Here is a 24215-nt window from a genome sequence, read left to right as displayed (position 1 = left end):
CGGCCCCCATCAGCTTAGCGCGATGACGAGCGGCGGTCGCGGCGGCTGCTCATTGGCTGCAGGGCGACCGACACATGTGTCTCGCAATAGGGCTTACCGGGCTGGGTCGGATGACCGCAGAACCAGAAATCCTCGGTCGCGGGGTCGCCGATCGGCCATTTGCAGGTGCGCTCGGTCAGCTGCAGCAGGGTCAGCTTGCGGGCGCGTTTCTCGAGCGCGGCCAGGTTGGCGCGGGTTTCCTCGGAGATCTCGGACTGGCTGGGCTGCGGCGGCAGCGGCTGGCCGGGGATCGGGCGGCGCGGCGCGGGCGGCTGCGCCGAGGGCGCGGCGGCGGCGGGCTGGGCCGGTTCCGGCTTTGGCGCGGGCTTGGGCGCGGCGGCCGCGGGCTGTGCCGGCTCCGGCTTGGGCGCGGCGGGCGCGGGGCGCACGGCCTCTTCGACGGGCTTGGCGGCAGGGGCTTCGTCAGCTGGCTTGGCGGCGGGGGTCCGGTTCGACAGGCCAAGGCGGTGCACCTTGCCGATCACGGCATTCCGGGTCACGCCGCCCAGTTCCTTGGCGATCTGCGACGCCGACTTGCCTTCGGACCACATCTTCTTGAGCGTCTCGACGCGTTCATCGGTCCATGACATGGGACATCTCCGCGAGTGGGTGGCAACAGCAAAGGGCCAGGAAGGGGGCATCCCGACCTGGCCCGGTCGGCTCCTATTGTAACCACTGGCTCAGCCGTTACAAGGCGGGGTGCCGCAAGATCGCCGAAGGAGTCTCCCGGATGAGTGACGCGCAGCCCGTAAGCCACACTTCCCAGCCCATGCGCCCAATGGCCGAGCGCCGCTTCGGGCGGTTCAACTTGCTGGGTCTGTGGACCCTGATCCTGCGCGAAGTGCGGCGGTTCACCAATGTCTGGACGCAGACGCTGGCCGCACCGGTGGTGACGGCGGGGATCTTCATGGCGGTGTTCTCGCTGGCTTTCGCGGCGCGGCGCGCGGGCGAGGACGGCGCCGAAGCGTTCACCCATTTCATCGCTCCGGGCATCCTGATGATGCAGGTGATCCAGAACGCGTTCGCGAACACCTCGTCCTCGATCATGGTCTCGAAGGTGCAGGGCAACATCGTCGACACTCTGATGCCGCCGCTGAGCGCCTTCGAACTGACGCTGGGCTACGCGGTGGGCGGCGTGACGCGGGGCGTGATTGTCGCGATTGCGATCTCGACGACGATCTTCCCGCTGGTAGGGCTGGGTGTCGCGCACCCGCTCTGGGCGTTGATCTTCGTGATCCTCGGGGCAGGGGTCATGGCGCTGCTGGGCGCGTTGGCGGCGATCATCGCACAGAAATTCGACCACATTGCCGCGATCACCAATTTCATCGTGATGCCGCTGAGTTTCCTGTCCGGGACGTTCTACTCGATCAGCATCCTGCCGGGCTGGATGCAGGCGATCAGCCACGTGAACCCGTTCTTCTACATGATTGACGGGATCCGCTACGGCACGCTGGGGGTGTCTGACAGTTCGCCGTGGCTGGGGCTGGGAGTTCTGGTGCTGGTCAACGGCGGACTCGGCGCGCTCGTCTGGCACTGGTTCCGGATCGGCTATCGCCTGAAGCCCTGAGGAGAAGCCGGGCGTAGCGCCCGGCCCCGATTCTTAGCCGTCGCAGACGACCGAATATTCGATCGTGTCGTCCTGGCCGCCCACGAAGCTGATCGTCACGCTGTAGTCCAGCCGGTTGCCGTCGATCGTCGCGGTGTCGTCGTCGAAGCCGAACGCGATTCCGCCCGCCATCAGGGACATGGTTATATCGCCCGAGGGCTGGGCCGTCACGTCGATGATCACGCCGTCGCCGTTGCCGTCCTCTCCGGGCGTGTTCGGATCGCTTTTGGCCGTTGCCGGACCCTCGGGGAAGCCCGCACAGACCACCGGGACGTTGAAGGCGACGCCCGAGACCGTGCCCGAAGCCGTGCCGTTCCATTCCGGCTCGGCCGGGGTATCGGTGGCAGGCGCGGCGGTTTCCTCGCCGTTGGTGGGGGTGTCGCCCGTGGTCTGGTCCTGTGCCCAGAGGGGCGCGGCGGCCAGCGCGGCCAGCGTCGTGACGGTCAGCAGAGTGCGCACCGGTTGCTCCTGTCTTGTCGCGTTCGGCCAATCCATAGCGCAGCTTTGCGTGCACGCCTACAGGCTTGCGACCGCTATGCAACGCGGTGTGGCTGCGCGGAACAGCGAATTGACAGCCTGTTCGCTTTGCGCCATCACCACCTGACGCCCCGGCCGCGCGGAAGCGGACCGGGGCGTTGTCTTTTGCAGATGGCGAGAAGAGGAGACCAGTCGTGATTTCGCCCGTCCTGCCGACTTATGCACGGGCACCGCTTTCCTTCGTGGAAGGTGAGGGCCCCTGGCTGACGACCGAGACCGGAGAGCGCTTCATGGACCTGGGGGGCGGCATTGCCGTGACCGCCCTTGGCCATGCGAACCCCCGGCTCGTGGCAGCTTTGGAGGGGCAGGCGCGACGACTGTGGCACACCTCGAACCTCTACCGCATCCCGAACCAGGAAAAGCTTGCGAGCCTGCTGGTCGACAACAGCTTCGCGGACACCGTGTTCTTCACCAACTCGGGCACCGAGGCGATGGAGTGCGCGATCAAGATGGCGCGCAAGCACTTCGCGGCCAAAGGCCAGCCGGAGCGGCATCGGGTGATCACCATCCAGGGCTCGTTCCACGGCCGGACCATGGGCATGATCGCGGCTGCGGGCGGCGACAAGCTGACTAAGGGTTTCGAGCCTTTGCTGCCGGGCTTTGACCATGTGCCCTTCAGCGACATGGATGCGCTGCGTGCCGCCATCGGTCCCAATACCGCCGCGCTGGCGGTCGAGCCGATCATGGGCGAGGGCGGGATCAAGGTGCACAGCACCGAGACGCTGCGCGAGATGCGCGCGCTATGCGATGCCGAGGGTATCCTGCTGATCTTCGACGAGATCCAGTGCGGCATGGGCCGGACCGGCAAGCTCTGGGCGCATGAATGGGCCGGTGTGACGCCGGACATCATGGCCGTGGCCAAGGGCATCGGCGGGGGCTTCCCGCTGGGCGCATGTCTCGGGACCGAAGACGCGGCCTCGGGCATGACGGCGGGCACGCATGGCTCGACCTATGGCGGCAACCCGCTGGGCTGCGCCGTGGGTGCCGAGGTGCTGACGGTGATGCTCGAGGACGGGTTCCTCGACAACGTGCGCCATATCGCGGGCCGCATGCGCCAGGGGCTCGAGAGCCTTGTGGCGAACCATCCGGACGTCTTCACCGGCATCCGCGGCGAGGGCCTGATGCTGGGGCTCGTCTGCAAGCCCGCTTGCGGCGAGGTGGTGCAGGCTGGTTATGCCCAGCATCTGCTTGTGGTTCCGGCCGCCGAGAACGTGGTGCGGATCCTTCCGCCCCTGAACCTGACCGATGCCGAGGTGGACGAGGGTCTGGCCCGGCTGGAAAAGACCGCCAAGGCGGTCGAGGAGGCCATGTCATGAGGCATTTCCTGGACCTGCACACCACCGATGCTGCCGAGCTGCGCAGGATCATTGACAGCGCGCGCGCCATGAAGGGTGAGCGCGAAGGCCAGAGCCGTGGCGCACCGGACGCCGACCGACCGCTTGCGGGCCGTGTCGTCGCGCTGATCTTCGAGAAACCCTCGACCCGGACCCGTGTCAGCTTCGATGTCGGCATTCGGCAGATGGGCGGCGAGACGCTCGTGCTCTCGGGCGCCGAGATGCAGCTGGGCCACGGCGAGACTGTCGCCGACACCGCCCGCGTGCTTTCGCGCTATGTCGACCTGATCATGATCCGCACCTTCGAAGAGGCAACCCTGCACGAGATGGCCGAATACGCCGACGTGCCGGTGATCAACGGGCTGACCGATTCAAGCCACCCGTGCCAGATCATGGCAGACGTGATGACCTTCGAGGAGCATCGCGGCCCGATCGCCGGGCGAAAGGTCGTCTGGGCGGGCGACGGCAACAACGTCTGCGCGAGCTTTCTGCACGCCGCAGGGCAGTTCGGCTTCGACGTGACATTCACCGGCCCACCGACGCTGGACCCGCCCGCCGCGGCGGTCGAGTATGCCCGCGCAAAGGGCCGTACTGTCGAGATCGAGCGTGATCCGGCCAAGGCTGTCGCTGGGGCGGATTTGGTCGTTACCGACACTTGGCTGTCGATGCATGACGCCCAGAGTGCGCGCGAGCGTCGCCACAACCAGCTGCGTCCCTACCAGGTGAACGAGGCGCTGATGGCCAAGGCTGCGCCGGACGCCCTGTTCATGCACTGCCTGCCCGCGCATCGCGGCGAGGAAGTCACCGACGAGGTTATGGACGGCCCGTCTTCGGTCATCTTCGACGAGGCCGAGAACCGGCTGCATGCGCAGAAAGCGATCATGCGTTGGTGCCTCGAGGTCTGATGGCACTGCCCGCGGCGGATTTCGCCGCGGGTTTTACCACTTCGTAAGCCCTCTGCCCTTACAGCTGACCCTCGGGTTCAAGGTTGAAGGGAAGGGGCTCATGTTCAGTTCGTCGACGTCGGCCGCGCAGCAGCGCAAACCGGGCGGTCCGACCCGCTCGGCAGAGGATATTCCAGAGCGCGCGCTGGGGTTCGCGCGCAAATACGGCACCCAGCTGACGCCGGAAGTGTTCGAGGTCTGGTACACCTATTCGGCGCGGGACAATCCCCAGATCAACGAGGTGCTGGATCGGGCGATGAACACCGGCCAGGACCTGGATGTCGAGTTCCTGACCAAGCTCTACAGCGAGCATTTGTCGCCGCAGTCGGCGGGCGATGCGCTGGACCGGATCGGGGGCGATCTGCATGGCACGCTGACGCGTGTCTCGGATGCGTTGGGCGAGAACCTGAAGGAGCACTCGCTCTTCTCGGGCACCTTGCGCAATGCGGGCAGGCATCTGGCGCAGGGCAGTTCCAAGGGTGAAGTTTCAGGCGTGATAAGGGAACTGCACAGGGCCAACCAGCAACATCTTCAGGCGGCGCAGAAGCTGGGGCTGCAGCTCGAGAAAAGCCGGGCCCAGGTCGCCAAGCTGAAGAACGAGCTGTTCGAGGTGAAGCGCAGTTCCAACACCGACTACCTGACCGGGTTGCCGAACCGGCGGGCGCTGGACGAAGTGCTGGATAACGAGATCTTCGATGCACGGCAAAAGAAGCATCCGCTGGCGTTAATGATGTGCGCGTTGGACAATCTCGAGGCGGTCACGCGCACCCACGGGCTCAGTGCCGGGGACGAGACGATGAAAGCATTCGCCGAAATCACTCGCCGGGTGCTGCGCCAGGGGCAGACCCCGGCGCGTTTCGCGGGCGCGCGCTTCGCGATGGTTCTGCCCGAGATGGAGCCGGTCGAAGGCCTGCAATTGGCCGAAGCGCTGCGTCAGCGGTTCAAGGAACTCGATGGTGCGAAGGGGATGATCGGGCAGCTCTCGGTGTCGGTCGGTGTGACCGAGTTGCAGGAGGGGGACGACCGGATCATCCTGATCGACCGCGCCGACCGGGCGCTGACCGATGCGCAGGGCGAGGGCCGGGATCGGTCGGTCATGGCATAGTCGTCCGCCAATGGCTCGCCGGCGCGGCAGGCTGTGCTATCTGCCGAGAAGCGCTGACGGGGCCAGGTGTTGGGCTCCCCTGGCGTGAACGGGCAACTGGCAGGAGACGGCGATGGCGTATTTGTGGATCTACCTCGCGATGCTGGTCGCGTTCCTTGCGGTGGACGCGGTCTGGCTGACCCAGGTGATGCGTCCATTGTTCGAGCGCCATGTGGGTGACCTCTTGCGCGAGGACATATTGCTCTCGGCCGCGGCGGGCTTCTACCTGGCCTACGTTGTGGGCATCCTTTGGTTCTGCGTCCTGCCGGGTCTGCGCGAAGACGCGGTTCTGACTGCCGTTGGCCGTGGACTGGCGCTGGGCTTCCTGGCCTACGGAACCTACGAGTTCACCAACATGACCACGCTGAAGGGCTGGAGCTGGAGCATGGTCGCCGTCGATACTGCCTGGGGCATGGTGCTTACCGGCGGCACCGCCGCCGTGGGCGTTTGGGTCGGACGGGCGGTCGGGGTTTCGGCGGGATAGCCGCGGTCTAGGTACACACGGCTCGGACTTCGGCGTTTGCGCGTCTGAGCTTACCGAAAGTGTGTTCGAGCGCGCCGGCACGACTTAGACCTTTCCGTTAGATAGGATCCGCGTCCCCGGAGATCATGTGGCGTTCCTTGAGCCACGGATGCACCTTCACCGCATCGCGCAGAGCTTGCTGGGCCAGCTGTGCGCGGCCCTGCTGCATCAGGTTCAGCGCACGGCCGGACAGCGCGCCGAAATGATAGGGGTCGGCGGCCAGGACCTTATCCAGATCGGCAAGCGAGCCGTCGTAGTCCGCGCGGAGGAACCGGGTGAAGGCGCGCTGGTTGTAGCCCTCGGAGTAGTCCGGACAGTAGGCGATCAGGGCGTCCAGTGTCGCCTCGGAGTCGGCCAGGGCATACCCCTCGCGCTGCGACATTCCGGTGTCGAGCAACGCCTGTGCCTGCGCGTCCGGGGCTTCGAGCCAGATCTGCCAGAGCTGGTCGGCGATCCGGTTGGCCTCGGCCTCGGAGCGCGACTGGAGCAGGCGCGTGTGCAACTCCGCTCGGGCATCCGCCCGGTCAAGCGAGGGCGGGCAGTCGGCCTGCGCGCTGAAGGCGAGCACGGTCAGGAGAGCGGCGAGGGCCGGGACATTGCGCATGGGTTCAGCGTCGCACGGCCCCTGTGCATGTCAAGGAAACTTGTCGTGCGGCGGTCCTGCGTGCGACAGGTCCGCCGCACGAAAGTTCAGCGAGCGCCGGCGAAGCGCGTCGCCCAGTCCTCGCGTTGCTCGTCGGTGATCTTCGCGAACAGCACATCCGGCGTCGTGAACCCGTGGCCTGCGGACAGGGCGCCCAGCGCGGTTTCCACGTCGGACGGCCAGTCGGCGGCCTCGACCCCGAGCGCTTCGAGCATCTGCGCCGAGGCGTGCGGGATGAATGGCGCCGACAGCACGGCGTAGAACCGGATCAGGTTCAGCGCGAAGCGGACCACGGCGGCGGCGCGCTCCGGGTCTTCCTTGAACGCGGCCCAGGGGGCGGCGGCCTGCAGGTACTCATTGCCCGCAACCCAGATCCCGCGCAGCTCGGCGGCGGCCTTGCGCATCTCCATCGCGTCCATCGCGGACTGATAGGCGGCAAGGCGGGTGGTCAGCTCGGCCACGACAGCGCGCTCGGCCTCGGTCCAGTCGCCGCCCGCGGGGACTTCCTCGCCGAAGCGGGAGCGGCAGAACTTGGTCACGCGACTGACGAAGTTGCCCAGGACGTCGGCGAGGTCCTTGTTCACGCCGTTCTGGAAGCTTTCCCAGGTGAATTCGCTGTCCGAGCTTTCCGGCACGTTCGACATCAGCCACCAGCGCCAGTAGTCCGCCGGCAGGATCTCGAGCGCCTGGTCCTGGAACACGCCCCGACCCTTGGAGGTCGAGAACTGTCCGCCCTGATAGTTCAGGTAGTTGAACGACTTGATGTAGTCGACCAGCTTCCAGGGCTCACCCGAACCGATGATCGTGGCGGGGAAACTGAGCGTGTGGAAGGGCACGTTGTCCTTGCCCATGAATTGCACGTAGCGCACGTCGTCCGCGCCCTTGTCGGTGCGCCACCAGCTTTCCCACGCGCTGTCGTCCAGCCCGTTCGCATCCGCCCATTCGGCGGTCGCGGCGATGTATTCGATCGGTGCATCGAACCAGACGTAGAAGACCTTGCCCTCCATCCCCGGCCAGGGCGCATCGCCCTTCTGCACCGGGATCCCCCAGTCGAGGTCGCGGGTAATGCCCCGGTCCTGCAGCCCGTCGCCATCGCGCAGCCATTTCTTCGCGATCGAGGTGGTCAGGATCGGCCAGTCGGCCTTGCTGTCGATCCACTCTTCCAGCGTCTCGGCGAGCGTAGACTGGCGCAGGAACAGGTGCTTGGTCTCGCGGATCTCGAGATCGGTCGAGCCCGAGATCGCCGAGCGCGGGTCGATCAGGTCGGTCGGATCGAGCTGCTTGGTGCAGTTCTCGCACTGGTCGCCGCGGGCGCTGTCGTAGCCGCAGTTCGGACACGTGCCCTCGACATAGCGGTCGGGCAGGAAGCGGCCGTCGGCGTTCGAGTAGATCATCTTCTCGGACACTTCGCGGATCAGACCGGCTTCGGCCAGCCGGGCCGCGAAGTGCTGCGTCAGCCGGTGGTTCCGCTTCGAGGACGAGCGACCGAAATGGTCGAAGGACAGGCCGAACCCCTCGGCAATGTCCTTCTGGGTCTGCCACATGTCGGCGCAGTACTCGGCCACCGGCTTGCCTGCCTTGGCGGCGGCGATCTCGGCCGGCGTACCGTGCTCGTCGGTGGCGCAGATGTACATCACCTCGTTCCCGCGAGCGCGCATGTAACGGGCATAGACATCCGAGGGCAGCTGGCTGCCGACCAGGTTGCCCAGGTGCTTGATGCCGTTGATGTAGGGCAGCGCAGAGGTAATCAGGATGCGGGACATGGGCGGGCGCCTCTTTGCGGGGAATTGCGCCTGCGGTGTACGCAAATGCCGGCAGGGGAGCAAGCGTTGCGCCGTCTTCGCTAGGCCGGGACGCCGCGCGGGGCAGAAACCGGTTGTCTTTTGACCCCCGCGCGATTATCTGGCCCGCATCGAAATTGCGGCCCCGGCGCGCGGGGCACGGACTCTGCAAGGATGAATGCGCAATGGCAAAGGCAAAGTTTGAGCGTACGAAGCCGCACGTTAACATCGGGACCATCGGTCACGTTGACCACGGCAAGACGACGCTGACGGCTGCGATCACGAAGTACTTCGGGGATTTCCGGGCCTACGACCAGATCGACGGCGCGCCGGAAGAGAAAGCCCGCGGGATCACGATCTCGACGGCGCACGTGGAATACGAGACCGAGGGCCGTCACTACGCCCACGTCGACTGCCCGGGCCACGCCGACTACGTGAAGAACATGATCACCGGCGCGGCGCAGATGGATGGCGCGATCCTGGTGGTGAACGCGGCCGACGGCCCGATGCCGCAGACCCGCGAGCACATCCTGCTTGCGCGTCAGGTCGGTGTTCCGGCGCTGGTCGTGTACATGAACAAGGTCGACCAGGTCGACGACGAAGAGCTGCTCGAGCTGGTCGAGATGGAAGTGCGCGAGCTGCTGAGCTCGTACGACTTCCCCGGCGACGACCTGCCGATCGTCAAGGGTTCGGCCCTGGCGGCGATGGAGGGCCGTGATCCGGAGATCGGCGAGAACTCGATCCGCGAGCTGATGGCCGCCGTCGACGAGTACATCCCGACCCCCGAGCGTCCGGTTGACCAGCCGTTCCTGATGCCGATCGAGGACGTGTTCTCGATCTCGGGCCGCGGCACCGTGGTGACCGGCCGTGTCGAGCGTGGCGTGATCAACGTGGGCGACGAGATCGAGATCGTCGGTCTGAAGGACACCCGCAAGACCACCTGCACCGGCGTCGAGATGTTCCGCAAGCTGCTGGACCGCGGCGAAGCGGGCGACAACATTGGCGCGCTGCTGCGCGGCGTGGACCGCGAGCAGGTCGAGCGTGGCCAGGTGCTGTGCAAGCCGGGTTCGGTGACGCCGCACACGAAGTTCGAGGCCGAGGCCTACATCCTGACGAAGGAAGAGGGTGGCCGTCACACGCCGTTCTTCGCGAACTACCGTCCGCAGTTCTACTTCCGCACGACGGACGTGACCGGCACGGTTCAGCTTCCCGAGGGCACCGAGATGGTGATGCCGGGCGACAACCTGAAGTTCGACGTGGAACTGATCGCCCCGATCGCGATGGAAGAGCGCCTGCGCTTCGCCATCCGTGAAGGCGGCCGCACCGTCGGCGCAGGCGTCGTCTCGAAAATCATCGAGTGATCCAATCGGCGGCATGTCCGCCGTTCCGATCCAAGGGGCGCCTTCGGGCGCCCCTTTTTCGTTGCGGGTCTTTCAATTGCCCCGCGCCGGTCTAGGGTCGCTGGTAGATATTTGCCTGCCGGACTTGCGCCATGCCCGATTTCATCCGTTTCGCCTATTCGCTGGAGGCCGCCGATACCGACGGCAAGCCGGGGATTGCCCTGAACGACAGCGAGGCGATTGCCGCCGCACTCGCCGCACCAGAACCGGCATGGGTCCACCTGCAGGCGGACCATCCCGGTACGGTCGAATGGATGGAGCGCTATCTTGCCTACCTGCCTGCACCGGTTCGGGCCGCCCTGCTCGAGCCGCAGACCCGGCCACGGGCGCTCGCCTACGGCGATGGCGTTCTCGTCATTCTGCGAGGGGTTAATCTCAACCCCGGTGCCGATCCCGAGGACATGGTGTCCGTGCGGATGTGGGTCGCGGAAGGGCGGGTGGTCTCGCTGTCGAAGCGGCCGCTTGTGTCGCTGGACACGCTGGCCGAGGAGGTGGCCGCTGGCGAGGGCCCGAGGGGAAGCGGTACATTGCTGGTGCGGCTCATCGAGCTGCTCAACGGGCGGATCGAAGACCATCTGACCTCGCTGGATGCCGAAGGCGATGGGCTGGAACAGGCTGTCCTCGCCGGGGCCGATCCAGCGCTCCGGGCTCGGGTAACGGACATCCGCGGCGAGTTGGTCGATCTGCGCCGGTTCCTCGTTCCGCAACGGGATGCGGTCGGGACGCTCTCGCGCGAGCGGGCGCCGGTGCTGAACGGCGACGACCGGCTGCGTCTGGCCGAAGCCTACGATCGTCTTGTGCGTGCCGTGGAGGAGGTGGAGAGCCTTCGCGACCGGCTGGTCGTCTTAAAGGACGAGCTTGCAAGCGCCCTGTCGGATCGGCTGAACCGCAACCTCTATCTGCTGTCGGTGATCTCAGCGGTGTTTCTGCCACTGGGTGTTCTCACCGGGTTGATGGGGATCAATCTCGCGGGAATGCCGGGGGCGAATTGGCCCCCGGCCTTCTGGGTATTCACCGGGATGCTGGGCGTGATCCTGGTGGTGCAGGTTCTGATCCTGCGCGCGATCCGATGGTTCTAACGGATCAGGCGGCGGCCTTGTTCACGCCGTGCGTAGCGATGTGCGTCGCCCGCCTGTCGCCGTCGTAGGTGTTGTTGAGGCACTCCTGCAGGATGGCCGCATCGCCATCCAGGCCCAGCCGGTTTGCGAAGGCGACCACAGTGCCGTACCCGGCAAGTGCGTAGTGCACCATGCGCTGGTACTGGCTGATGATCATCGCGTCGCGCGCATCTTCGTCGCCGAAGTCCTCCTCCAGTCCATGGGCGCGGGCCTCGGCCACGAGCCCCTCCATTCCTTTGCAGTGCTCGCCGGTCGGGTCGATCCCGTGCTCGGCGCAGATAGAGGCGATTTTGTCCATCCCGTCGCTGATCCCGTTGGCGCCGTCCTTCAGTGCCTTCTGCAGCTCGTCGCTGGAGGCGGCTCGCCCCAGTTCGATCGTGACCTGCATCGACTGTTTGCACGCGCTGTAGAGATCCTGCAGCTGATCGAGGTAGACGTCCTTGAGCGAGTTCATGGTCATCGTTCAATCCTGTGTTGTTGCCTGATTTGGCGTTACCCTCTAGAAACGCGGGGACGGTCGCGGGGTTCCTCGCAACGACCCGGCGCGGGCGGAGATCGCAGAGACGCATGGTTTGACGACGCATCCCGATACCGAGCGCCTAACCAACGCTTCCGCCGGCCAATCGCCCGAGCGCACGGCGAAGATCCTCATGGCCGCCGCAGGGCTTGCCGCGCTGCTGGCGATTGCCGGGTCGATGTTCCCGCCAAAGTACTATGCGATTGCATCGCTGCTGCTGGATTACTCCGGAGGGCTGATCAAACGCGGGTTGGTGGGCGAACTGCTGAAGCCTGTTTTCGGCCCGATGGTCACACTGTCGGAGCTGTATCTTGCCGCTGCGCTGGTGACGCTGGCGGGGGCGGCTGCACTGGCATTCATGGTGTGGGATATGCGCCGCAGCCTGCCCGGGCAGCTGGTGATCGTGCTGTTGTTCTCGAGCTTCGCTTTCCGGTCCTATGTCGGCACGACCGGCTACATGGAAGGGGTACTTCTGGTTCTGGCCGCAGTCGCGATGACGCTGCCCGCCTCCGGCACGGCGGGTGTGTTGTTGCGGGCAATCTGTATCGTTGTTGCAGTACTCGCGCATGAGATCGCGCTTGCCTGGATCGCGCCACTGATGGTGTTCGAGATCTGGCTCGTTCGGCGCGACAGTCCGTTCATTGGGCGGGCGGCCGTCTCGGCCATTCCGATGCTCACCGCGCTTCTGGCTTACGGTTTCGTGAGCCTTTTCGGCGAGGTTGGGCCGGCGGTGGTGGCGGCACAGGATGCGCAGATCGCCGCACGGCTTGATCCGCGCTACACATTCTCGAGTGAGCCAATCATGTCGCGGTCCCTGGGTGACCATCTGGAGCATCTCGTGTCCAGCTACTGGACCGATGGCAAATACCACCGCTGGCTGGTGTTCGACGGCCTCCCGCTTGCGCTTATGAGCTATTGGCTGGGCAGGACAGCCGCGCGGATCGCGCCCGACCGGCTGACGGCCCTGATCGCGATAGGGGTTATCGTCGCGCCACTGACGCTGAATGCAATCGCCTATGACGTGGTGCGTTTCGGCACAATGTCTGTATTGTCAGGATTTCTCGTGCTGGCCGTACTGCACCGTGCCGGCCACGGAGAAGGGCGCCGTGGGGATGCCATGCTGGACTGGCCGGTCTTTACTGTTCTTTTGGTCCTCAATCTCGCGATCACCACGGGGAGCATCAACGTCACCTCGCACTACCTGCACCAGATGCCACGGGTGATGACGGATCACGGTCTGTGGCAGCCGTAGCAGCGGCCTTCGCTTCCTCTTGCATCCCGTATCGGAAGTGGGTACGACCTGCCGGCGGCCTAGGGGTGTAGCTCAGTTGGTAGAGCATCGGTCTCCAAAACCGAGGGTCGGGGGTTCGAGCCCCTCCGCCCCTGCCATCCGCGAGGATGGACCGGCCGCCTTCCTCAATCGATAGATCGTTCGACGGTGACAGCGCGTCCGCTTCGGCGGGCCGTCGCAATATGCAACATGCTTTGATACGGACGTGCGAACCATTCCTCCCGCTGCCGCGTTTGTCTTGGCAATCGGGCCGTTGTGCCCGACGGAACAATGGAGGCCGGAATGGCACGCAATACGCTGATGACCACCACTGCGATCGTCCTGGGCCTGTCCCTGGTCGCTCCGGTTGCCGCGCAGGACGCGGCCCCGGTGTGCGATCCCTTGGTCGAGGACTGCCCCGAGGCGGCCGGTGAGCAGCACAAGAAAACCAAGGAAGAGCGCCAGCAGGCCCGCGAGGAACGCCAGAAGGCGCGGGAGGAGCGGCGTGCGAACCGTGATGCCGCCGAGACAGAGACCGAAACCGAAGAAGCAGAGGCGGCCAAGGTAGAGGCTGATTCTGAAGCCGAATCAGCGGTAGAGACTGGTGACAAGGAACCCGCACAGGAGGGTACCGAAGCATCTGAGCAGGCTGACGCGGACGCCGAGGCTGCGCCAATCGACGCCCCCGCGCCGGCCGACGCTGAAGCGCCACAGGAAGAGGCAACTCAGGATGAGCCGGTGCAGGCGGAAGCCGGGCCGGAGGCTGAGCCCGAAGAGGCCGAAGAGCCGGTGGAGACCTCCGCTCAGCCAGACTCGGCACAGGATGAGGAACCTGCTGAGCCTTTAGCCGAGCCGGGCGCCGATGCGACTGTTGAGAGAGAAGCGGACGTGGCGGGTGAGACTGACGCCGAGGCTGAGACTGAGGTGCAGACCGAGGTCGAAAGCGAAAGCGTCGAGGAGCCTGAACTCACCGAGGAACAGCTCCAGGCGCGGGAGGAGCGCCGTGCCGAACGGCGCGAGCGCCGGCAGGCGGCCAAGGCCCTCGCCGCCCAACAGGCCGGCAAGAGTGAAGCGGACGCCAAGGTCGAGACCGAGGTGGTGACCGAGGAGACCTCGCGCTCGAGCGACGAGGACGAGGTGGTGCGCCGGGTCGATGATAACGACGACACGCTCTCGGACATTGCAAAGATCCTGGGTGGCGCTGCTGCCGGGTTCGCGCTGAACGAGTTGCTCAGCCCGGATGACGAAGTGGTACAGACCACGCAGGACCGGGTAATCGTCCGCCGCGACGGCGAGTATGTGGTTCTGAAGGATGAGAACGAACTCTTGCGTCGGCCCGGCACGGAAGTGCAGACGCAAAGCTTCTCGGACGGCTCCACGCGCAGCATCGTGACCCAGCCAGATGGCGACCGCGTGGTTACCGTGCGCGCTGCGGACGGCAGCGTGCTCTACCGCACCCGAGTGCAACCGGACGGCTCGGAAATCGTGCTGATTGACGAGACCGCGGTCGAGGAGCGGCCGGTCGATGTGCGCCGTCTGCGTCAGGCTGCCGCCTCGGAGCGGGTAGAGTACCAGCAGGCCGACGACGCCGCCTTGCGCCGTGCGCTGCGCAAGGCGAACCGGGGGATCGACCGGAACTACTCGCTGCGGCAGGTGCGCGAGTTGCGGGAGGTCCGCGAACTGATGCCGCCGATCGACCTGGACAACATCACCTTCGCCACCAACTCGGCAGCGATCCGCCCCAACCAGGCTGAAGCGCTGGCCGCGCTGGGGCGCGAGATCGCCGCGGTCATCGACGAGAACCCGGATGAGATGTTCCTGATCGAGGGGCACACCGACACCGTTGGGGATGCACTCTACAACCTGGCGCTATCTGATCGCCGGGCCGAGAGCGTGGCGCTCGCTCTGGCCGAGTACTTCGACGTGCCGCCGGAGAACCTGGTCGTGCAAGGCTACGGGGAGCAGTTCCTCAAGGTCGCGCGCGAGGGGGACATTCGGGCGAACCGACGCGCCACGGTGCGCCGCATCACGCCGCTGCTGCGCACCGCGCGCAACCAGTAGACTCCGAAGGGGCCGGTGCCACGCCGGCCCCTTTGCACATCGGCCTTCGGGTTGCCCCAATCGGAGCTTAAGGTTCCCGGGCCGCGCACCTTCCGCGCAGCGTGAACTGGACCTGCCCGTGCTGAAACACCTCTTTCCGGCCTTGACCTTATGTCTTGCCCTTGGCGGCATGACCTTGGCCAAGCCCCTCATCACCAGCTCGGAAGAGACCGCCGCGCGGCATTGTCGGGCGTTCGACGACACGCCCGAGCGGTTGATCCAGTCCTGCACCCAAGCCCTGCGCGATGGCGCCCCGACCGCCGCTGAGCGTGCGGTCCTGCTCACGTTGCTGGGGGATGCGCTGGATTTGCTCGACCGTGTCGAGGAAGCCGAGGAAGCCTTCAGCGCCGCGGCCGAGGCGGACCCGGGACATGTGCGGGCGCACACCGGCATGGGCTGGCTTCTGTGGAACAACGACCGTGAGGCCGAGGCGGTCGTCCACTTCCGGCGCGCCGTTGATCTTCGGCCGACCGCCGACGGGCTCGGCGGGCTGGGCAGCTCGCTCTACCGTTCGGGGCAGGGGAGCGCGGAAGAGGCGCTGGCGCTGATAGATGCCGCTCTGGCCATCGAGCCCGAGTATGTCTGGGCGCTTAGGGAACGTGGCTGGATCGCGCTGGACGAGGGTGAGACCGAGACGGCGCTCGACGCATTCGACGCGGCGCTGGCACTAGCTGGGAACGACTGGAACGCGCACTACGGTCGCTCGCGCACCTTGGCGCAGGCCGAGCAGTACGAGCCCGCGCTCGAGGCGATCGCCGCGTCGATTGCGTCTGACCCTTCACGCTACTGGACCTACGCGCATCGGGCCTTCGTGCTGCGCCGATTGGATCGCAACGCGCAGGCGATAACCGAGGCGCAGCGGGCGGTATCAATGGCGCCTGGTTGGCCAGGCGGTTACGTCCAGCTTGCCTTGGCGCAGGAGTCGCTCGGTCGTCGCGCCGAGGCGATCACTACCTTCGCAGAGGCTCTGCAACAGGGGGCCGAGAACGCCTATCTTCTTCACTGGTACGCGGATGTCCTTTCGAATGACCGCCAGATGGACCGGGCTGCCGAGGTGATCGACCGTGCGGTCGCGCGTGCCGACGGGGACCAGTACGATCTGAGCCTCAAGGCCTACATCGCTGTCGAACTGAAGGATTACGAAACGGCGTTCGCCGCTGCCGAACAGGCGCTCGCGCTCGACGGCACGATGCCCTATCCGCACTACTATGCAGCCGTGGCGCTGGTGAACGCAGGGCGAGCGGACGACGGCATGGCGCGCTTCGACGAGGCGGTGAAGCTGGGCATCGGCGAGCACATGATCGGCATTTTCGCCTCTGACCTTATTGCCGCGGGCCGTTTCGTGGACGCCGTACGTCTGCGCGCACGATATTAGGCGCGGCTTGCATCCCGGCGCGACGATCTTTACATGGTGCCGAGTCCCCCGAAGGAGTGGTAGCAATGGCCAAGACCAATCCCCTGCAGTTCATGCAGCAGGTGCGCAGCGAAACGGCGAAAGTCGTCTGGCCGACGCGCCGCGAGACCCTGCTGACCACGGCGATGGTTTTCGTGCTTTCGGCCCTGGCCGCGACGTTCTTCTTCATCGTCGACCAGATCGTGCGCTTCGGGCTGGAGATCTTCATTTCCGCGGCGTCCTGACGATCCGCACTTGATCCTGCGGCGGCGCGGCGTTATAGGCTCGCGTCTCCGCGTAATGTCGGGCGCAAAACGATTCGTCGTGCGCGCCATTTCGCCTTCGGGCGCGGACGTCGCGGGCAGGCAGAATTCACGACCGTTGCGGTAGGCGGGCGCAAACGGGCAGACCGAGGTTCAGAGCTGAGATGACAGCACGGTGGTACGCGGTCAGCGTCCTTTCCAATTTCGAGAAGAAGGTTGCGGAGTCGATCCGTGAGACTGTTCAGCAGAACGGCCTCGAGGAAGAGATCCTGCAGGTGCTTGTGCCGACCGAAGAGGTGATCGAGGTTCGTCGCGGCAAGAAGGTGCAGACCGAGCGCCGGTTCATGCCCGGCTACGTGCTGGTGCAGATGGAGATGACCGACCGCGCCTATCACCTGATCAACAGCACGAACCGCGTGACCGGGTTCCTTGGTCCGCAAGGTCGTCCGGTGCCGATGCGCGACGCCGAGGTGAACGCGATCCTGAACCAGGTCGAAGAGGGCGTCGAGCGTCCTCGCGCCCTGATCTCGTTCGACGTGGGCGAGCAGGTGAACGTCACCGACGGCCCCTTCGAAGGGTTCGCCGGCATGGTCGAGGACGTGGACGAGGAAAACGCCCGTCTGAAAGTGACCGTTTCGATTTTCGGCCGGGCCACCCCGGTCGAGCTGGAATTCACCCAGGTCGCCAAACAGTCCTGAGTGATCTTCGTGGGAGGCGAGCCCGACGCGTCGGGCGGACCGGACCACGCCATGAGACGCCCCGAGCGACGCGCGCGACGGGCTTGGAAGAGAGGAGGCCTCGATGGCCAAGAAAGTTGCCGGCACCATGAAGCTTCAGGTGCCCGCCGGTAAGGCGAACCCGTCGCCCCCCGTTGGCCCAGCACTGGGTCAGCGCGGCATCAACATCATGGAATTCTGCAAGGCGTTCAACGCCCGCACGCAGGAAATGGAGCCCGGCGCGCCGTGCCCGACCGTGATCACGTACTATGTCGACAAGTCCTTCACGATGGACATCAAGACGCCGCCGGCGTCGTACTATCTGAAGAAGGCTGCGAAGCTTCAGTCGGGCGCCAAGACGCCCAGCCGTGAAGTCGTCGGCACCGTGACCCGCAAGCAGGTCCAGGAAATCGCGGAAGCGAAGATGAAGGATCTGAACGCGAACGACGTCGATGCCGCGATGCAGATCATCCTGGGCTCGGCCCGGTCGATGGGTATCGAGGTGAAAGGGTAACGCCATGGCGAAGATTTCCAAGCGCATGCAGGCGGCCCGCAAGGCCTTCGACGGCAAGACCAACCTGTCGGTCGAGGACGCGGTTGCCCTGATCAAGAGCAACGCCAGCACCAAGTTCGACGAGACCGTCGAGATCGCGATGAACCTGGGCGTCGACCCGCGCCATGCCGACCAGATGGTCCGTGGTACGGTCAGCCTGCCCAACGGCACCGGCAAGGATGTCCGCGTCGCCGTGTTCGCGCGCGGTCCGAAGGCCGAGGAAGCTCAAGCCGCCGGTGCCGACATCGTCGGTGCTGAAGACCTGATGGAGACCATCCAGGGCGGCAAGATCGACTTCGATCGCTGCATCGCGACCCCGGACATGATGCCGATCGTCGGCCGTCTGGGTAAGATCCTGGGCCCGCGCAACCTGATGCCGAACCCCAAGGTCGGCACCGTGACCATGGACGTGAAAGCGGCCGTGGAAGCAGCCAAGGGCGGCGAAGTGCAGTTCAAGGCCGAGAAGGCCGGTGTCGTGCACGCCGGCGTTGGCAAGGCCTCGTTCGACGCCGAGAAGCTGGCCGAGAACATCCGCGCGTTCGTGGACGCGGTGAACAAGGCCAAGCCGTCGGGCGCCAAGGGCACCTACCTGAAGAAGATCGCGCTCAGCTCGACCATGGGCCCCGGCGTGACCGTCGACGTCGCCGCTGCGACCGGTGCTGCCCAGCAGGCTGCTGCCGAGTGAGTTTTTCGGGTCGGCCCCGTGCCGGCCCGTACGAGATCGGAACGGCAATGTTCCGTAGGCCGGGGGCGACCCCGGTCATCCTCCGGGCGGGATGTCCGCCCGGGTACGTCCGAGAAGGCGGGCGCCTGATCCCCTCGGGGTGACGGCTTAATCTCCTGCCTGAGACGGGGAGCGAACAGGATCAGCCAGGGCGTCATGCCTCGGGCGGTTTTGGTCGGGACCCGTAAGAAAGGACCCGAGTGGCTTGTCCTCGGACAGGCCGAAACTGAGCCGGGGGGAAACCCCCATGGACTGGAGCAATAAGTTGGAAAGAGCCCAGAAAGAAGCTGTTGTCGAGGAACTCGGCCAGATCTTCACGGACTCTGGTGTGGTTGTGGTTGCACACTACGCCGGTCTGACTGTTGCCGAGATGACGGATTTCCGGAATCGCATGCGCGAAGCCGGCGGGTCTGTCCGTGTCGCTAAGAACCGGCTCGCCAAGATCGCCCTGGAAGGCACCCCGAGCGCAAGCATCGCGGATCTCCTGAAAGGGCAGACGGTACTTGCTTATAGCGAAGACCCGGTCACGGCCGCGAAAGTGGTCGAGGCCTACGCCAAGGACAACGAAAAGCTCGTGATCCTCGGTGGTGCTATGGGCGAGTCCGCTCTGGACCGCAACGGTGTCAAGGCCGTCGCCGCCATGCCGTCTCGCGAGGAACTCCTCGCGCAGATCGCCGGCATGCTGGGCGCGCCCGCCTCGAACCTTGCCTCCGCGATTGGCGCGCCGGCCTCGAACATCGCCTCGATCCTCGAGACGATCGAAGAGAAAGCGGCATAAGTCGAAGCAACAATTGGGCCGGTGGATGTGCACGGCACGCACCGGAACCTACTTGAAACCTGAACGGAAACGCACAAATGGCTGATATCAAGAAACTTGCCGAAGAGATCGTCGGTCTGACCCTTCTCGAGGCCTCGGAACTGAAGCAACTCCTCAAGGACGAGTACGGCATCGAGCCCGCCGCCGGCGGCGCTGTCATGATGGCTGGTCCGGCTGCCGGTGGCGACGCCGCCGCCGCTGAGGAAAAAGACGAGTTCGACGTCATCCTGGTCGAAGCTGGCGACAAGAAGATCAACGTCATCAAAGAAGTCCGCGCCATCACCGGCCTGGGCCTGAAAGAGGCGAAAGATCTGGTCGAAGCCGGCGGCAAGGCCGTCAAGGAAGGCGCGACCAAGGACGAAGCCGAAGAGATCAAGAAAAAGCTCGAAGAGGCTGGTGCCAAGGTTGAGCTCAAGTAATCAACTCTCCCTTCGGGGAGCGTGATTGAAGGCTGGTCCCGGGAGCTCCGGGGCCGGCCATTTGCGTCTTTTCCAGCGTCCCGAGGGACGTTGCAGAAGGTGCAGATGATCCGGGTGCGGAAGTTGGGACCTTCCGCAAAGCATGGGATCCCTTGCCCCTGGCAGGACCGCGAGAGCGCGCGCCCCACGCGCCGACCGGTTCGAGCAAAGATAGGTACGCGACGCACATGGTTCAGACCCACTCCGGCCACAAGAGAATTCGCAAGTTCTACGGCAAGATCCGCGAAGTCGCGGATATGCCCAACCTGATCGAGGTCCAGAAGTCGTCCTACGACCTGTTCCTGCGCTCGGGCGACGAGCCCCAGCCGATGGACGGCGAAGGCATCATGGGTGTTTTCCAGTCGGTCTTCCCGATCAAGGATTTCAACGAGACCAGCGTGCTGGAATTCGTGAAGTACGAGCTGGAAACTCCGAAGTACGACGTCGAGGAATGCCAGCAGCGCGACATGACCTACAGCGCGCCTCTGAAGGTCACCCTGCGCCTGATCGTGTTCGAGGTGGACGAGGATACCGGCGCCAAGTCGGTGAAGGACATCAAGGAACAGGACGTGTTCATGGGCGACATGCCCCTGATGACCGAGAACGGCACGTTCATCGTCAATGGCACCGAGCGGGTCATCGTTTCCCAGATGCACCGCAGCCCTGGCGTGTTCTTCGACCATGACCGCGGCAAGACCCATTCCTCGGGCAAGCTGCTGTTCACCAGCCGCATCATTCCCTACCGCGGTTCCTGGCTGGACTTCGAGTTCGACGCCAAGGACATCGTGTACGCCCGTATCGACCGCCGCCGGAAGCTTCCGGTGACGACCCTTCTGTATGCCCTGGGCCTCGACCAGGAAGGCATCATGAAGGCGTACTACGACACCGTTACCTACCGGCAGCTGGGCGACAGCTGGGCCACCACCTTCTTCCCCGAGCGTATCCGGGGCACGAAGCCGGCCTATGACATCGTCAACGCCGACACCGGCGAGGTCATCGCGCCTGCCGGCAAGAAGGTCACCCCGCGCACCGTCAAGCAGCTGCTCGACGAGGGCAACCTGCCCGAGATCAAGGTCCCGTTCCAGGCGATCGTCGGCCGCTTTGCCGCCGAGGACATCATCAACGAGGACACCGGCGAGATCTGGGTCGAGGCCGGCGACGAGCTGACCTGGGAGACCGACAAGGACGGCAACGTCACCGGCGGCACGCTGAAGAAGCTGCTGGACGAGGGCGTGACCGACATCCCTGTGCTCGACATCGATAACGTCAACGTCGGCGCCTACATCCGCAACACCATGGCGGCGGACAAGAACCTGAACCGCGAAACCGCGCTGATGGATATCTACCGCGTCATGCGTCCGGGCGAGCCGCCCACCGTCGAGGCCGCCTCGGCGCTGTTCGACCAGCTGTTCTTCGATGCCGAGCGCTACGACCTGTCGGCCGTGGGCCGGGTCAAGATGAACATGCGACTGAACCTGGACAAGCCGGATACCCAGCGCACCCTGGACAACGGGGACATCATCGCCTGCGTCAAGGCGCTGGTCGAGCTGCGTGACGGCAAGGGCGAGATCGACGACATCGACCACCTCGGCAACCGCCGTGTGCGCTCGGTCGGCGAGCTGATGGAGAACCAGTATCGCGTCGGCCTGCTGCGCATGGAGCGCGCGATCAAGGAGCGAATGTCGTCGGTCGAAATCGACACGGTCATGCCGCAGGATCTAATCAACGCGAAGCCTGCCGCCGCCGCCGTGCGCGAGTTCTTCGGTTCGTCGCAGCTGTCGCAGTTCATGGACCAGACCAACCCGCTGTCGGAAGTCACGCACAAGCGTCGCCTCTCGGCGCTTGGCCCGGGCGGTCTGACCCGCGAGCGTGCCGGCTTCGAGGTTCGCGACGTTCACCCGACCCACTACGGCCGGATGTGCCCGATCGAGACGCCGGAAGGCCCGAACATCGGTCTGATCAACTCGCTGGCCACCTTCGCCCGCGTGAACAAGTACGGCTTCATCGAGACCCCCTATCGCAAGGTGAGCGACAGCCAGGTCTCGGACGAGGTCGTCTACATGTCCGCGACCGAGGAAATGCGTCACACCGTGGCGCAGGCCAACGCCGTGCTGGACGAAGACGGCAAGTTCGTGAACGAACTGGTTTCGACCCGTCGCCAGGGCGAGTACATGCTGAACCCGACCGACGCCGTCGATCTGATCGACGTGTCGCCGAAACAGCTCGTGTCCGTGGCCGCCTCGCTGATCCCGTTCCTCGAGAACGACGATGCGAACCGCGCGCTGATGGGCTCGAACATGCAGCGTCAGGCCGTGCCGCTCGTGAAGGCCGAAGCGCCTTATGTCGGCACCGGCATGGAAGAGGTCGTGGCCCGCGACTCGGGTGCGGCTATCACCGCGCGCCGTGCGGGTATCGTCGACCAGGTCGACGCCATGCGCATCGTCATCCGCGCGACCGGCGATCTGGAGCCGGGCGATCCTGGCGTGGACATCTACCGTCTGCGCAAGTTCCAGCGGTCGAACCAGAACACCTGTATCAACCAGCGCCCGCTGGTGAACGTGGGTGACACGGTATCGAAGGGCGAGTTCATCGCCGACGGACCGTCGACCGACCTGGGCGAGCTGGCGCTGGGCAAGAACGTGCTAGTCGCGTTCATGCCGTGGAACGGCTACAACTACGAGGACTCGATCCTGATCTCAGAACGCATCGTGAAGGACGATGTGTTCACCTCGATCCACATCGAGGAATTCGAGGTTGCGGCCCGCGACACCAAGCTCGGCCCCGAAGAGATCACCCGCGATATCCCGAACGTCGGCGAGGAAGCCCTGCGCAACCTCGACGAGGCGGGCATCGTCTACATCGGCGCCGAGGTCGGCCCGGGCGACATCCTTGTGGGCAAGATCACGCCCAAGGGTGAAAGCCCGATGACCCCGGAAGAGAAGCTGCTGCGCGCCATCTTCGGCGAGAAGGCTTCCGACGTGCGCGACACCTCGCTGCGTCTGCCGCCGGGCGACTACGGTACCGTCGTGGAAGTGCGTGTCTTCAACCGTCACGGCGTCGACAAGGACGAGCGTGCACTGCAGATCGAGCGTGAGGAAGTCGAGCGTTTGGCCCGTGACCGGGACGACGAGCTGGCGATCCTCGAGCGCAACATCTACGCGCGTCTCAAGTCGCTGATCCTCGGCAAGACTGCCGTGAAGGGTCCCAAGGGTGTGGCCGCCGGCTCGACCATCGACGAGGCGCTGCTGGACGGCCTGAGCCGTGGCCAGTGGTGGCAGCTCGCGCTGGGCGAGGACAAGGACGCGACCGAGGTCGAGGCCCTTCACCAGCAGTTCGAGATCCAGAAGAAGGCTCTGGACCGCCGCTTCGACGACAAGGTCGAGAAGGTGCGCCGGGGCGACGACCTGCCGCCGGGCGTGATGAAGATGGTCAAGGTCTTCATCGCGGTGAAGCGCAAGCTTCAGCCGGGCGACAAGATGGCCGGCCGCCACGGCAACAAGGGTGTCATCTCGAAGGTGGTTCCGGAAGAGGACATGCCTTTCCTGCAGGACGGGACCCCGGTCGACGTTGTTCTGAACCCGCTGGGTGTGCCGTCGCGCATGAACGTCGGGCAGATCCTCGAAACCCATATGGGTTGGGCCGCACGCGGCATGGGCATCAAGATCGACGAGGCGCTGAAGGACTACAAGCGTTCGGGCGATTTGACCCCCGTGCGTGAAGCCATGCGTCTGGCCTACGGTGACGAAGTCTACGAGCAGGCCCTGTCCGAAATGGACGAGAACCTGTTTGTCGAGGCTGCCGGCAACGTGACCCGCGGCGTGCCGATCGCGACCCCGGTTTTCGACGGCGCCAAGGAAGACGACGTCAACGACGCGCTGAAACGCGCGGGCTTCGACGAGTCGGGCCAGTCGGTCCTGTTCGATGGCCGCACGGGCGAGCAGTTCTCGCGTAAAGTCACCGTCGGGATGAAGTACATCCTGAAGCTGCACCACCTGGTGGACGACAAGATCCACGCCCGTTCGACCGGCCCGTACAGCCTGGTTACCCAGCAGCCGCTGGGCGGCAAGGCGCAGTTCGGCGGTCAGCGTTTCGGGGAGATGGAGGTCTGGGCCCTGGAAGCCTACGGCGCCGCCTACACCCTGCAGGAGATGCTGACGGTGAAGTCGGACGACGTGGCAGGCCGGACCAAGGTCTACGAGTCGATCGTCAAGGGCGAGGACAACTTCGAGGCCGGTGTGCCCGAGTCGTTCAACGTGCTTGTGAAAGAGATCCGCTCGCTGGGCCTGAACGTCGAGCTGCTGGACGAAGAGACGGACTGAGCGGCGCGGGGTGGGC

The 24215-nt window shown here is 65.2% G+C and carries 22 protein-coding genes and 1 tRNA gene; 18 read left to right on the top strand and 5 right to left on the bottom strand.

What is annotated here, in order from left to right; all coding sequences use genetic code 11:
- Positions 1-14 precede the first annotated feature (14 nt).
- Complete coding sequence (locus ACW9UR_RS09680; RefSeq protein ID WP_458916753.1) at positions 15-629, bottom strand: GcrA family cell cycle regulator; 615 nt, start codon at positions 627-629, stop codon at positions 15-17.
- A 140-nt stretch (positions 630-769) separates the two neighbouring features.
- Here ACW9UR_RS09680 and ACW9UR_RS09675 point away from each other — a divergent pair, with 140 nt between their 5' ends.
- A complete protein-coding gene (locus ACW9UR_RS09675; RefSeq protein WP_458916752.1) occupies positions 770-1606 on the top strand; it encodes an ABC transporter permease in 837 nt (278 codons plus the stop codon).
- A gap of 33 nt (positions 1607-1639) precedes the next feature.
- On the opposite strand, the gene ACW9UR_RS09670 is transcribed toward ACW9UR_RS09675, so the two are convergent.
- Positions 1640-2104, bottom strand: a complete 465-nt coding sequence (locus ACW9UR_RS09670) for a hypothetical protein (protein ID WP_458916751.1) — start codon at positions 2102-2104, stop codon at positions 1640-1642.
- 212 nt (positions 2105-2316) lie between these two features.
- On the opposite strand from ACW9UR_RS09670, the gene ACW9UR_RS09665 reads away from it, so the two are divergent.
- From ACW9UR_RS09665 to ACW9UR_RS09650, 4 genes are all read left to right on the top strand, one after another.
- A complete protein-coding gene (locus ACW9UR_RS09665; RefSeq protein WP_458916750.1) occupies positions 2317-3498 on the top strand; it encodes an acetylornithine transaminase in 1182 nt (393 codons plus the stop codon).
- Complete coding sequence (gene argF, locus ACW9UR_RS09660; RefSeq protein WP_458916749.1) at positions 3495-4421, top strand: ornithine carbamoyltransferase; 927 nt, start codon at positions 3495-3497, stop codon at positions 4419-4421. Before ACW9UR_RS09665 ends, argF begins: the two co-directional genes overlap by 4 nt.
- A 100-nt stretch (positions 4422-4521) precedes the next feature.
- On the top strand, positions 4522-5565 hold the full coding sequence (locus ACW9UR_RS09655; protein ID WP_458916748.1) for a GGDEF domain-containing protein: 1044 nt from the start codon (positions 4522-4524) through the stop codon (positions 5563-5565).
- Positions 5566-5677: 112 nt separating this feature from the next.
- Positions 5678-6088, top strand: a complete 411-nt coding sequence (locus tag ACW9UR_RS09650; protein WP_458916747.1) for a DUF2177 family protein — start codon at positions 5678-5680, stop codon at positions 6086-6088.
- 97 nt (positions 6089-6185) lie between these two features.
- Here ACW9UR_RS09650 and ACW9UR_RS09645 read toward each other — a convergent pair whose 3' ends face one another.
- Positions 6186-6731 (bottom strand): tetratricopeptide repeat protein, encoded by a 546-nt coding sequence (locus ACW9UR_RS09645; protein ID WP_458916746.1) that lies wholly within the window; start codon positions 6729-6731, stop codon positions 6186-6188.
- Between the two features lie 86 nt (positions 6732-6817).
- Positions 6818-8533 carry a methionine--tRNA ligase gene (gene metG / locus ACW9UR_RS09640; protein WP_458916745.1) on the bottom strand — a complete coding sequence of 572 codons (1716 nt, stop codon included), beginning with the start codon at positions 8531-8533 and terminating at the stop codon, positions 6818-6820.
- A gap of 203 nt (positions 8534-8736) precedes the next feature.
- Between metG and tuf the strand changes: the two genes are divergently transcribed.
- Both tuf and ACW9UR_RS09630 read left to right on the top strand, forming a co-directional pair.
- On the top strand, positions 8737-9912 hold the full coding sequence (tuf, locus tag ACW9UR_RS09635) for an elongation factor Tu (RefSeq protein WP_458916729.1): 1176 nt from the start codon (positions 8737-8739) through the stop codon (positions 9910-9912).
- A 131-nt stretch (positions 9913-10043) separates the two neighbouring features.
- Complete coding sequence (locus ACW9UR_RS09630; RefSeq protein ID WP_458916744.1) at positions 10044-11030, top strand: zinc transporter ZntB; 987 nt, start codon at positions 10044-10046, stop codon at positions 11028-11030.
- A 4-nt stretch (positions 11031-11034) separates the two neighbouring features.
- On the opposite strand, the gene ACW9UR_RS09625 is transcribed toward ACW9UR_RS09630, so the two are convergent.
- The gene (locus ACW9UR_RS09625) at positions 11035-11529 is read right to left on the bottom strand and encodes a ferritin-like domain-containing protein (protein ID WP_458916743.1); all 495 of its coding nucleotides are present in this window, start codon (positions 11527-11529) and stop codon (positions 11035-11037) included.
- A gap of 112 nt (positions 11530-11641) precedes the next feature.
- On the opposite strand from ACW9UR_RS09625, the gene ACW9UR_RS09620 reads away from it, so the two are divergent.
- The 11 genes from ACW9UR_RS09620 (at position 11642) to rpoB (ending at position 24199) form a co-directional block, all read left to right on the top strand.
- Positions 11642-12838, top strand: a complete 1197-nt coding sequence (locus ACW9UR_RS09620; RefSeq protein ID WP_458916742.1) for a hypothetical protein — start codon at positions 11642-11644, stop codon at positions 12836-12838.
- A 61-nt stretch (positions 12839-12899) separates the two neighbouring features.
- A tRNA-Trp gene (locus ACW9UR_RS09615) sits at positions 12900-12975 on the top strand.
- A 184-nt stretch (positions 12976-13159) separates the two neighbouring features.
- Positions 13160-14917 (top strand): OmpA family protein, encoded by a 1758-nt coding sequence (locus ACW9UR_RS09610; RefSeq protein WP_458916741.1) that lies wholly within the window; start codon positions 13160-13162, stop codon positions 14915-14917.
- Between the two features lie 175 nt (positions 14918-15092).
- A complete protein-coding gene (locus ACW9UR_RS09605) occupies positions 15093-16331 on the top strand; it encodes a tetratricopeptide repeat protein (protein ID WP_458916740.1) in 1239 nt (412 codons plus the stop codon).
- Between the two features lie 65 nt (positions 16332-16396).
- Positions 16397-16594 (top strand): preprotein translocase subunit SecE, encoded by a 198-nt coding sequence (gene secE / locus ACW9UR_RS09600; RefSeq protein ID WP_458916739.1) that lies wholly within the window; start codon positions 16397-16399, stop codon positions 16592-16594.
- Positions 16595-16776: 182 nt separating this feature from the next.
- The gene (gene nusG / locus ACW9UR_RS09595; protein ID WP_458916738.1) at positions 16777-17310 is read left to right on the top strand and encodes a transcription termination/antitermination protein NusG; all 534 of its coding nucleotides are present in this window, start codon (positions 16777-16779) and stop codon (positions 17308-17310) included.
- 103 nt (positions 17311-17413) lie between these two features.
- Positions 17414-17842, top strand: a complete 429-nt coding sequence (rplK, locus tag ACW9UR_RS09590) for a 50S ribosomal protein L11 (RefSeq protein WP_458916737.1) — start codon at positions 17414-17416, stop codon at positions 17840-17842.
- 4 nt (positions 17843-17846) lie between these two features.
- A complete protein-coding gene (rplA, locus tag ACW9UR_RS09585; RefSeq protein WP_458916736.1) occupies positions 17847-18566 on the top strand; it encodes a 50S ribosomal protein L1 in 720 nt (239 codons plus the stop codon).
- 304 nt (positions 18567-18870) lie between these two features.
- Entirely contained in the window at positions 18871-19383 is a 513-nt protein-coding gene (gene rplJ / locus ACW9UR_RS09580; RefSeq protein ID WP_458917176.1) for a 50S ribosomal protein L10, read from the top strand.
- Positions 19384-19460: 77 nt separating this feature from the next.
- Positions 19461-19841, top strand: coding sequence for a 50S ribosomal protein L7/L12 (gene rplL, locus ACW9UR_RS09575; RefSeq protein ID WP_458916735.1), 381 nt, complete (start codon positions 19461-19463; stop codon positions 19839-19841).
- Between the two features lie 227 nt (positions 19842-20068).
- The gene (gene rpoB / locus ACW9UR_RS09570; RefSeq protein ID WP_458916734.1) at positions 20069-24199 is read left to right on the top strand and encodes a DNA-directed RNA polymerase subunit beta; all 4131 of its coding nucleotides are present in this window, start codon (positions 20069-20071) and stop codon (positions 24197-24199) included.
- The last annotated feature ends 16 nt before the right edge of the window (positions 24200-24215 follow it).

Source organism: Halovulum sp. GXIMD14794 (assembly GCF_054457455.1).
This window is presented reverse-complemented; position numbering and strand designations above follow the sequence as displayed.

Excerpts from the sequence above, each read along its gene's own strand:
- ACW9UR_RS09680 (WP_458916753.1), bottom strand. The coding sequence starts at position 629 with ATGTCATGGACCGATGAACGCGTCGAGACGCTCAAGAAGATGTGGTCC.
- ACW9UR_RS09675 (WP_458916752.1), top strand. The coding sequence starts at position 770 with ATGAGTGACGCGCAGCCCGTAAGCCACACTTCCCAGCCCATGCGCCCA.
- argF (WP_458916749.1), top strand. The coding sequence starts at position 3,495 with ATGAGGCATTTCCTGGACCTGCACACCACCGATGCTGCCGAGCTGCGC.
- ACW9UR_RS09655 (WP_458916748.1), top strand. The coding sequence starts at position 4,522 with ATGTTCAGTTCGTCGACGTCGGCCGCGCAGCAGCGCAAACCGGGCGGT.
- ACW9UR_RS09650 (WP_458916747.1), top strand. The coding sequence starts at position 5,678 with ATGGCGTATTTGTGGATCTACCTCGCGATGCTGGTCGCGTTCCTTGCG.
- ACW9UR_RS09645 (WP_458916746.1), bottom strand. The coding sequence starts at position 6,731 with ATGCGCAATGTCCCGGCCCTCGCCGCTCTCCTGACCGTGCTCGCCTTC.
- metG (WP_458916745.1), bottom strand. The coding sequence starts at position 8,533 with ATGTCCCGCATCCTGATTACCTCTGCGCTGCCCTACATCAACGGCATC.
- tuf (WP_458916729.1), top strand. The coding sequence starts at position 8,737 with ATGGCAAAGGCAAAGTTTGAGCGTACGAAGCCGCACGTTAACATCGGG.
- ACW9UR_RS09630 (WP_458916744.1), top strand. The coding sequence starts at position 10,044 with ATGCCCGATTTCATCCGTTTCGCCTATTCGCTGGAGGCCGCCGATACC.
- ACW9UR_RS09625 (WP_458916743.1), bottom strand. The coding sequence starts at position 11,529 with ATGACCATGAACTCGCTCAAGGACGTCTACCTCGATCAGCTGCAGGAT.
- ACW9UR_RS09610 (WP_458916741.1), top strand. The coding sequence starts at position 13,160 with ATGGCACGCAATACGCTGATGACCACCACTGCGATCGTCCTGGGCCTG.
- secE (WP_458916739.1), top strand. The coding sequence starts at position 16,397 with ATGGCCAAGACCAATCCCCTGCAGTTCATGCAGCAGGTGCGCAGCGAA.
- nusG (WP_458916738.1), top strand. The coding sequence starts at position 16,777 with ATGACAGCACGGTGGTACGCGGTCAGCGTCCTTTCCAATTTCGAGAAG.
- rplK (WP_458916737.1), top strand. The coding sequence starts at position 17,414 with ATGGCCAAGAAAGTTGCCGGCACCATGAAGCTTCAGGTGCCCGCCGGT.
- rplA (WP_458916736.1), top strand. The coding sequence starts at position 17,847 with ATGGCGAAGATTTCCAAGCGCATGCAGGCGGCCCGCAAGGCCTTCGAC.
- rplL (WP_458916735.1), top strand. The coding sequence starts at position 19,461 with ATGGCTGATATCAAGAAACTTGCCGAAGAGATCGTCGGTCTGACCCTT.
- rpoB (WP_458916734.1), top strand. The coding sequence starts at position 20,069 with ATGGTTCAGACCCACTCCGGCCACAAGAGAATTCGCAAGTTCTACGGC.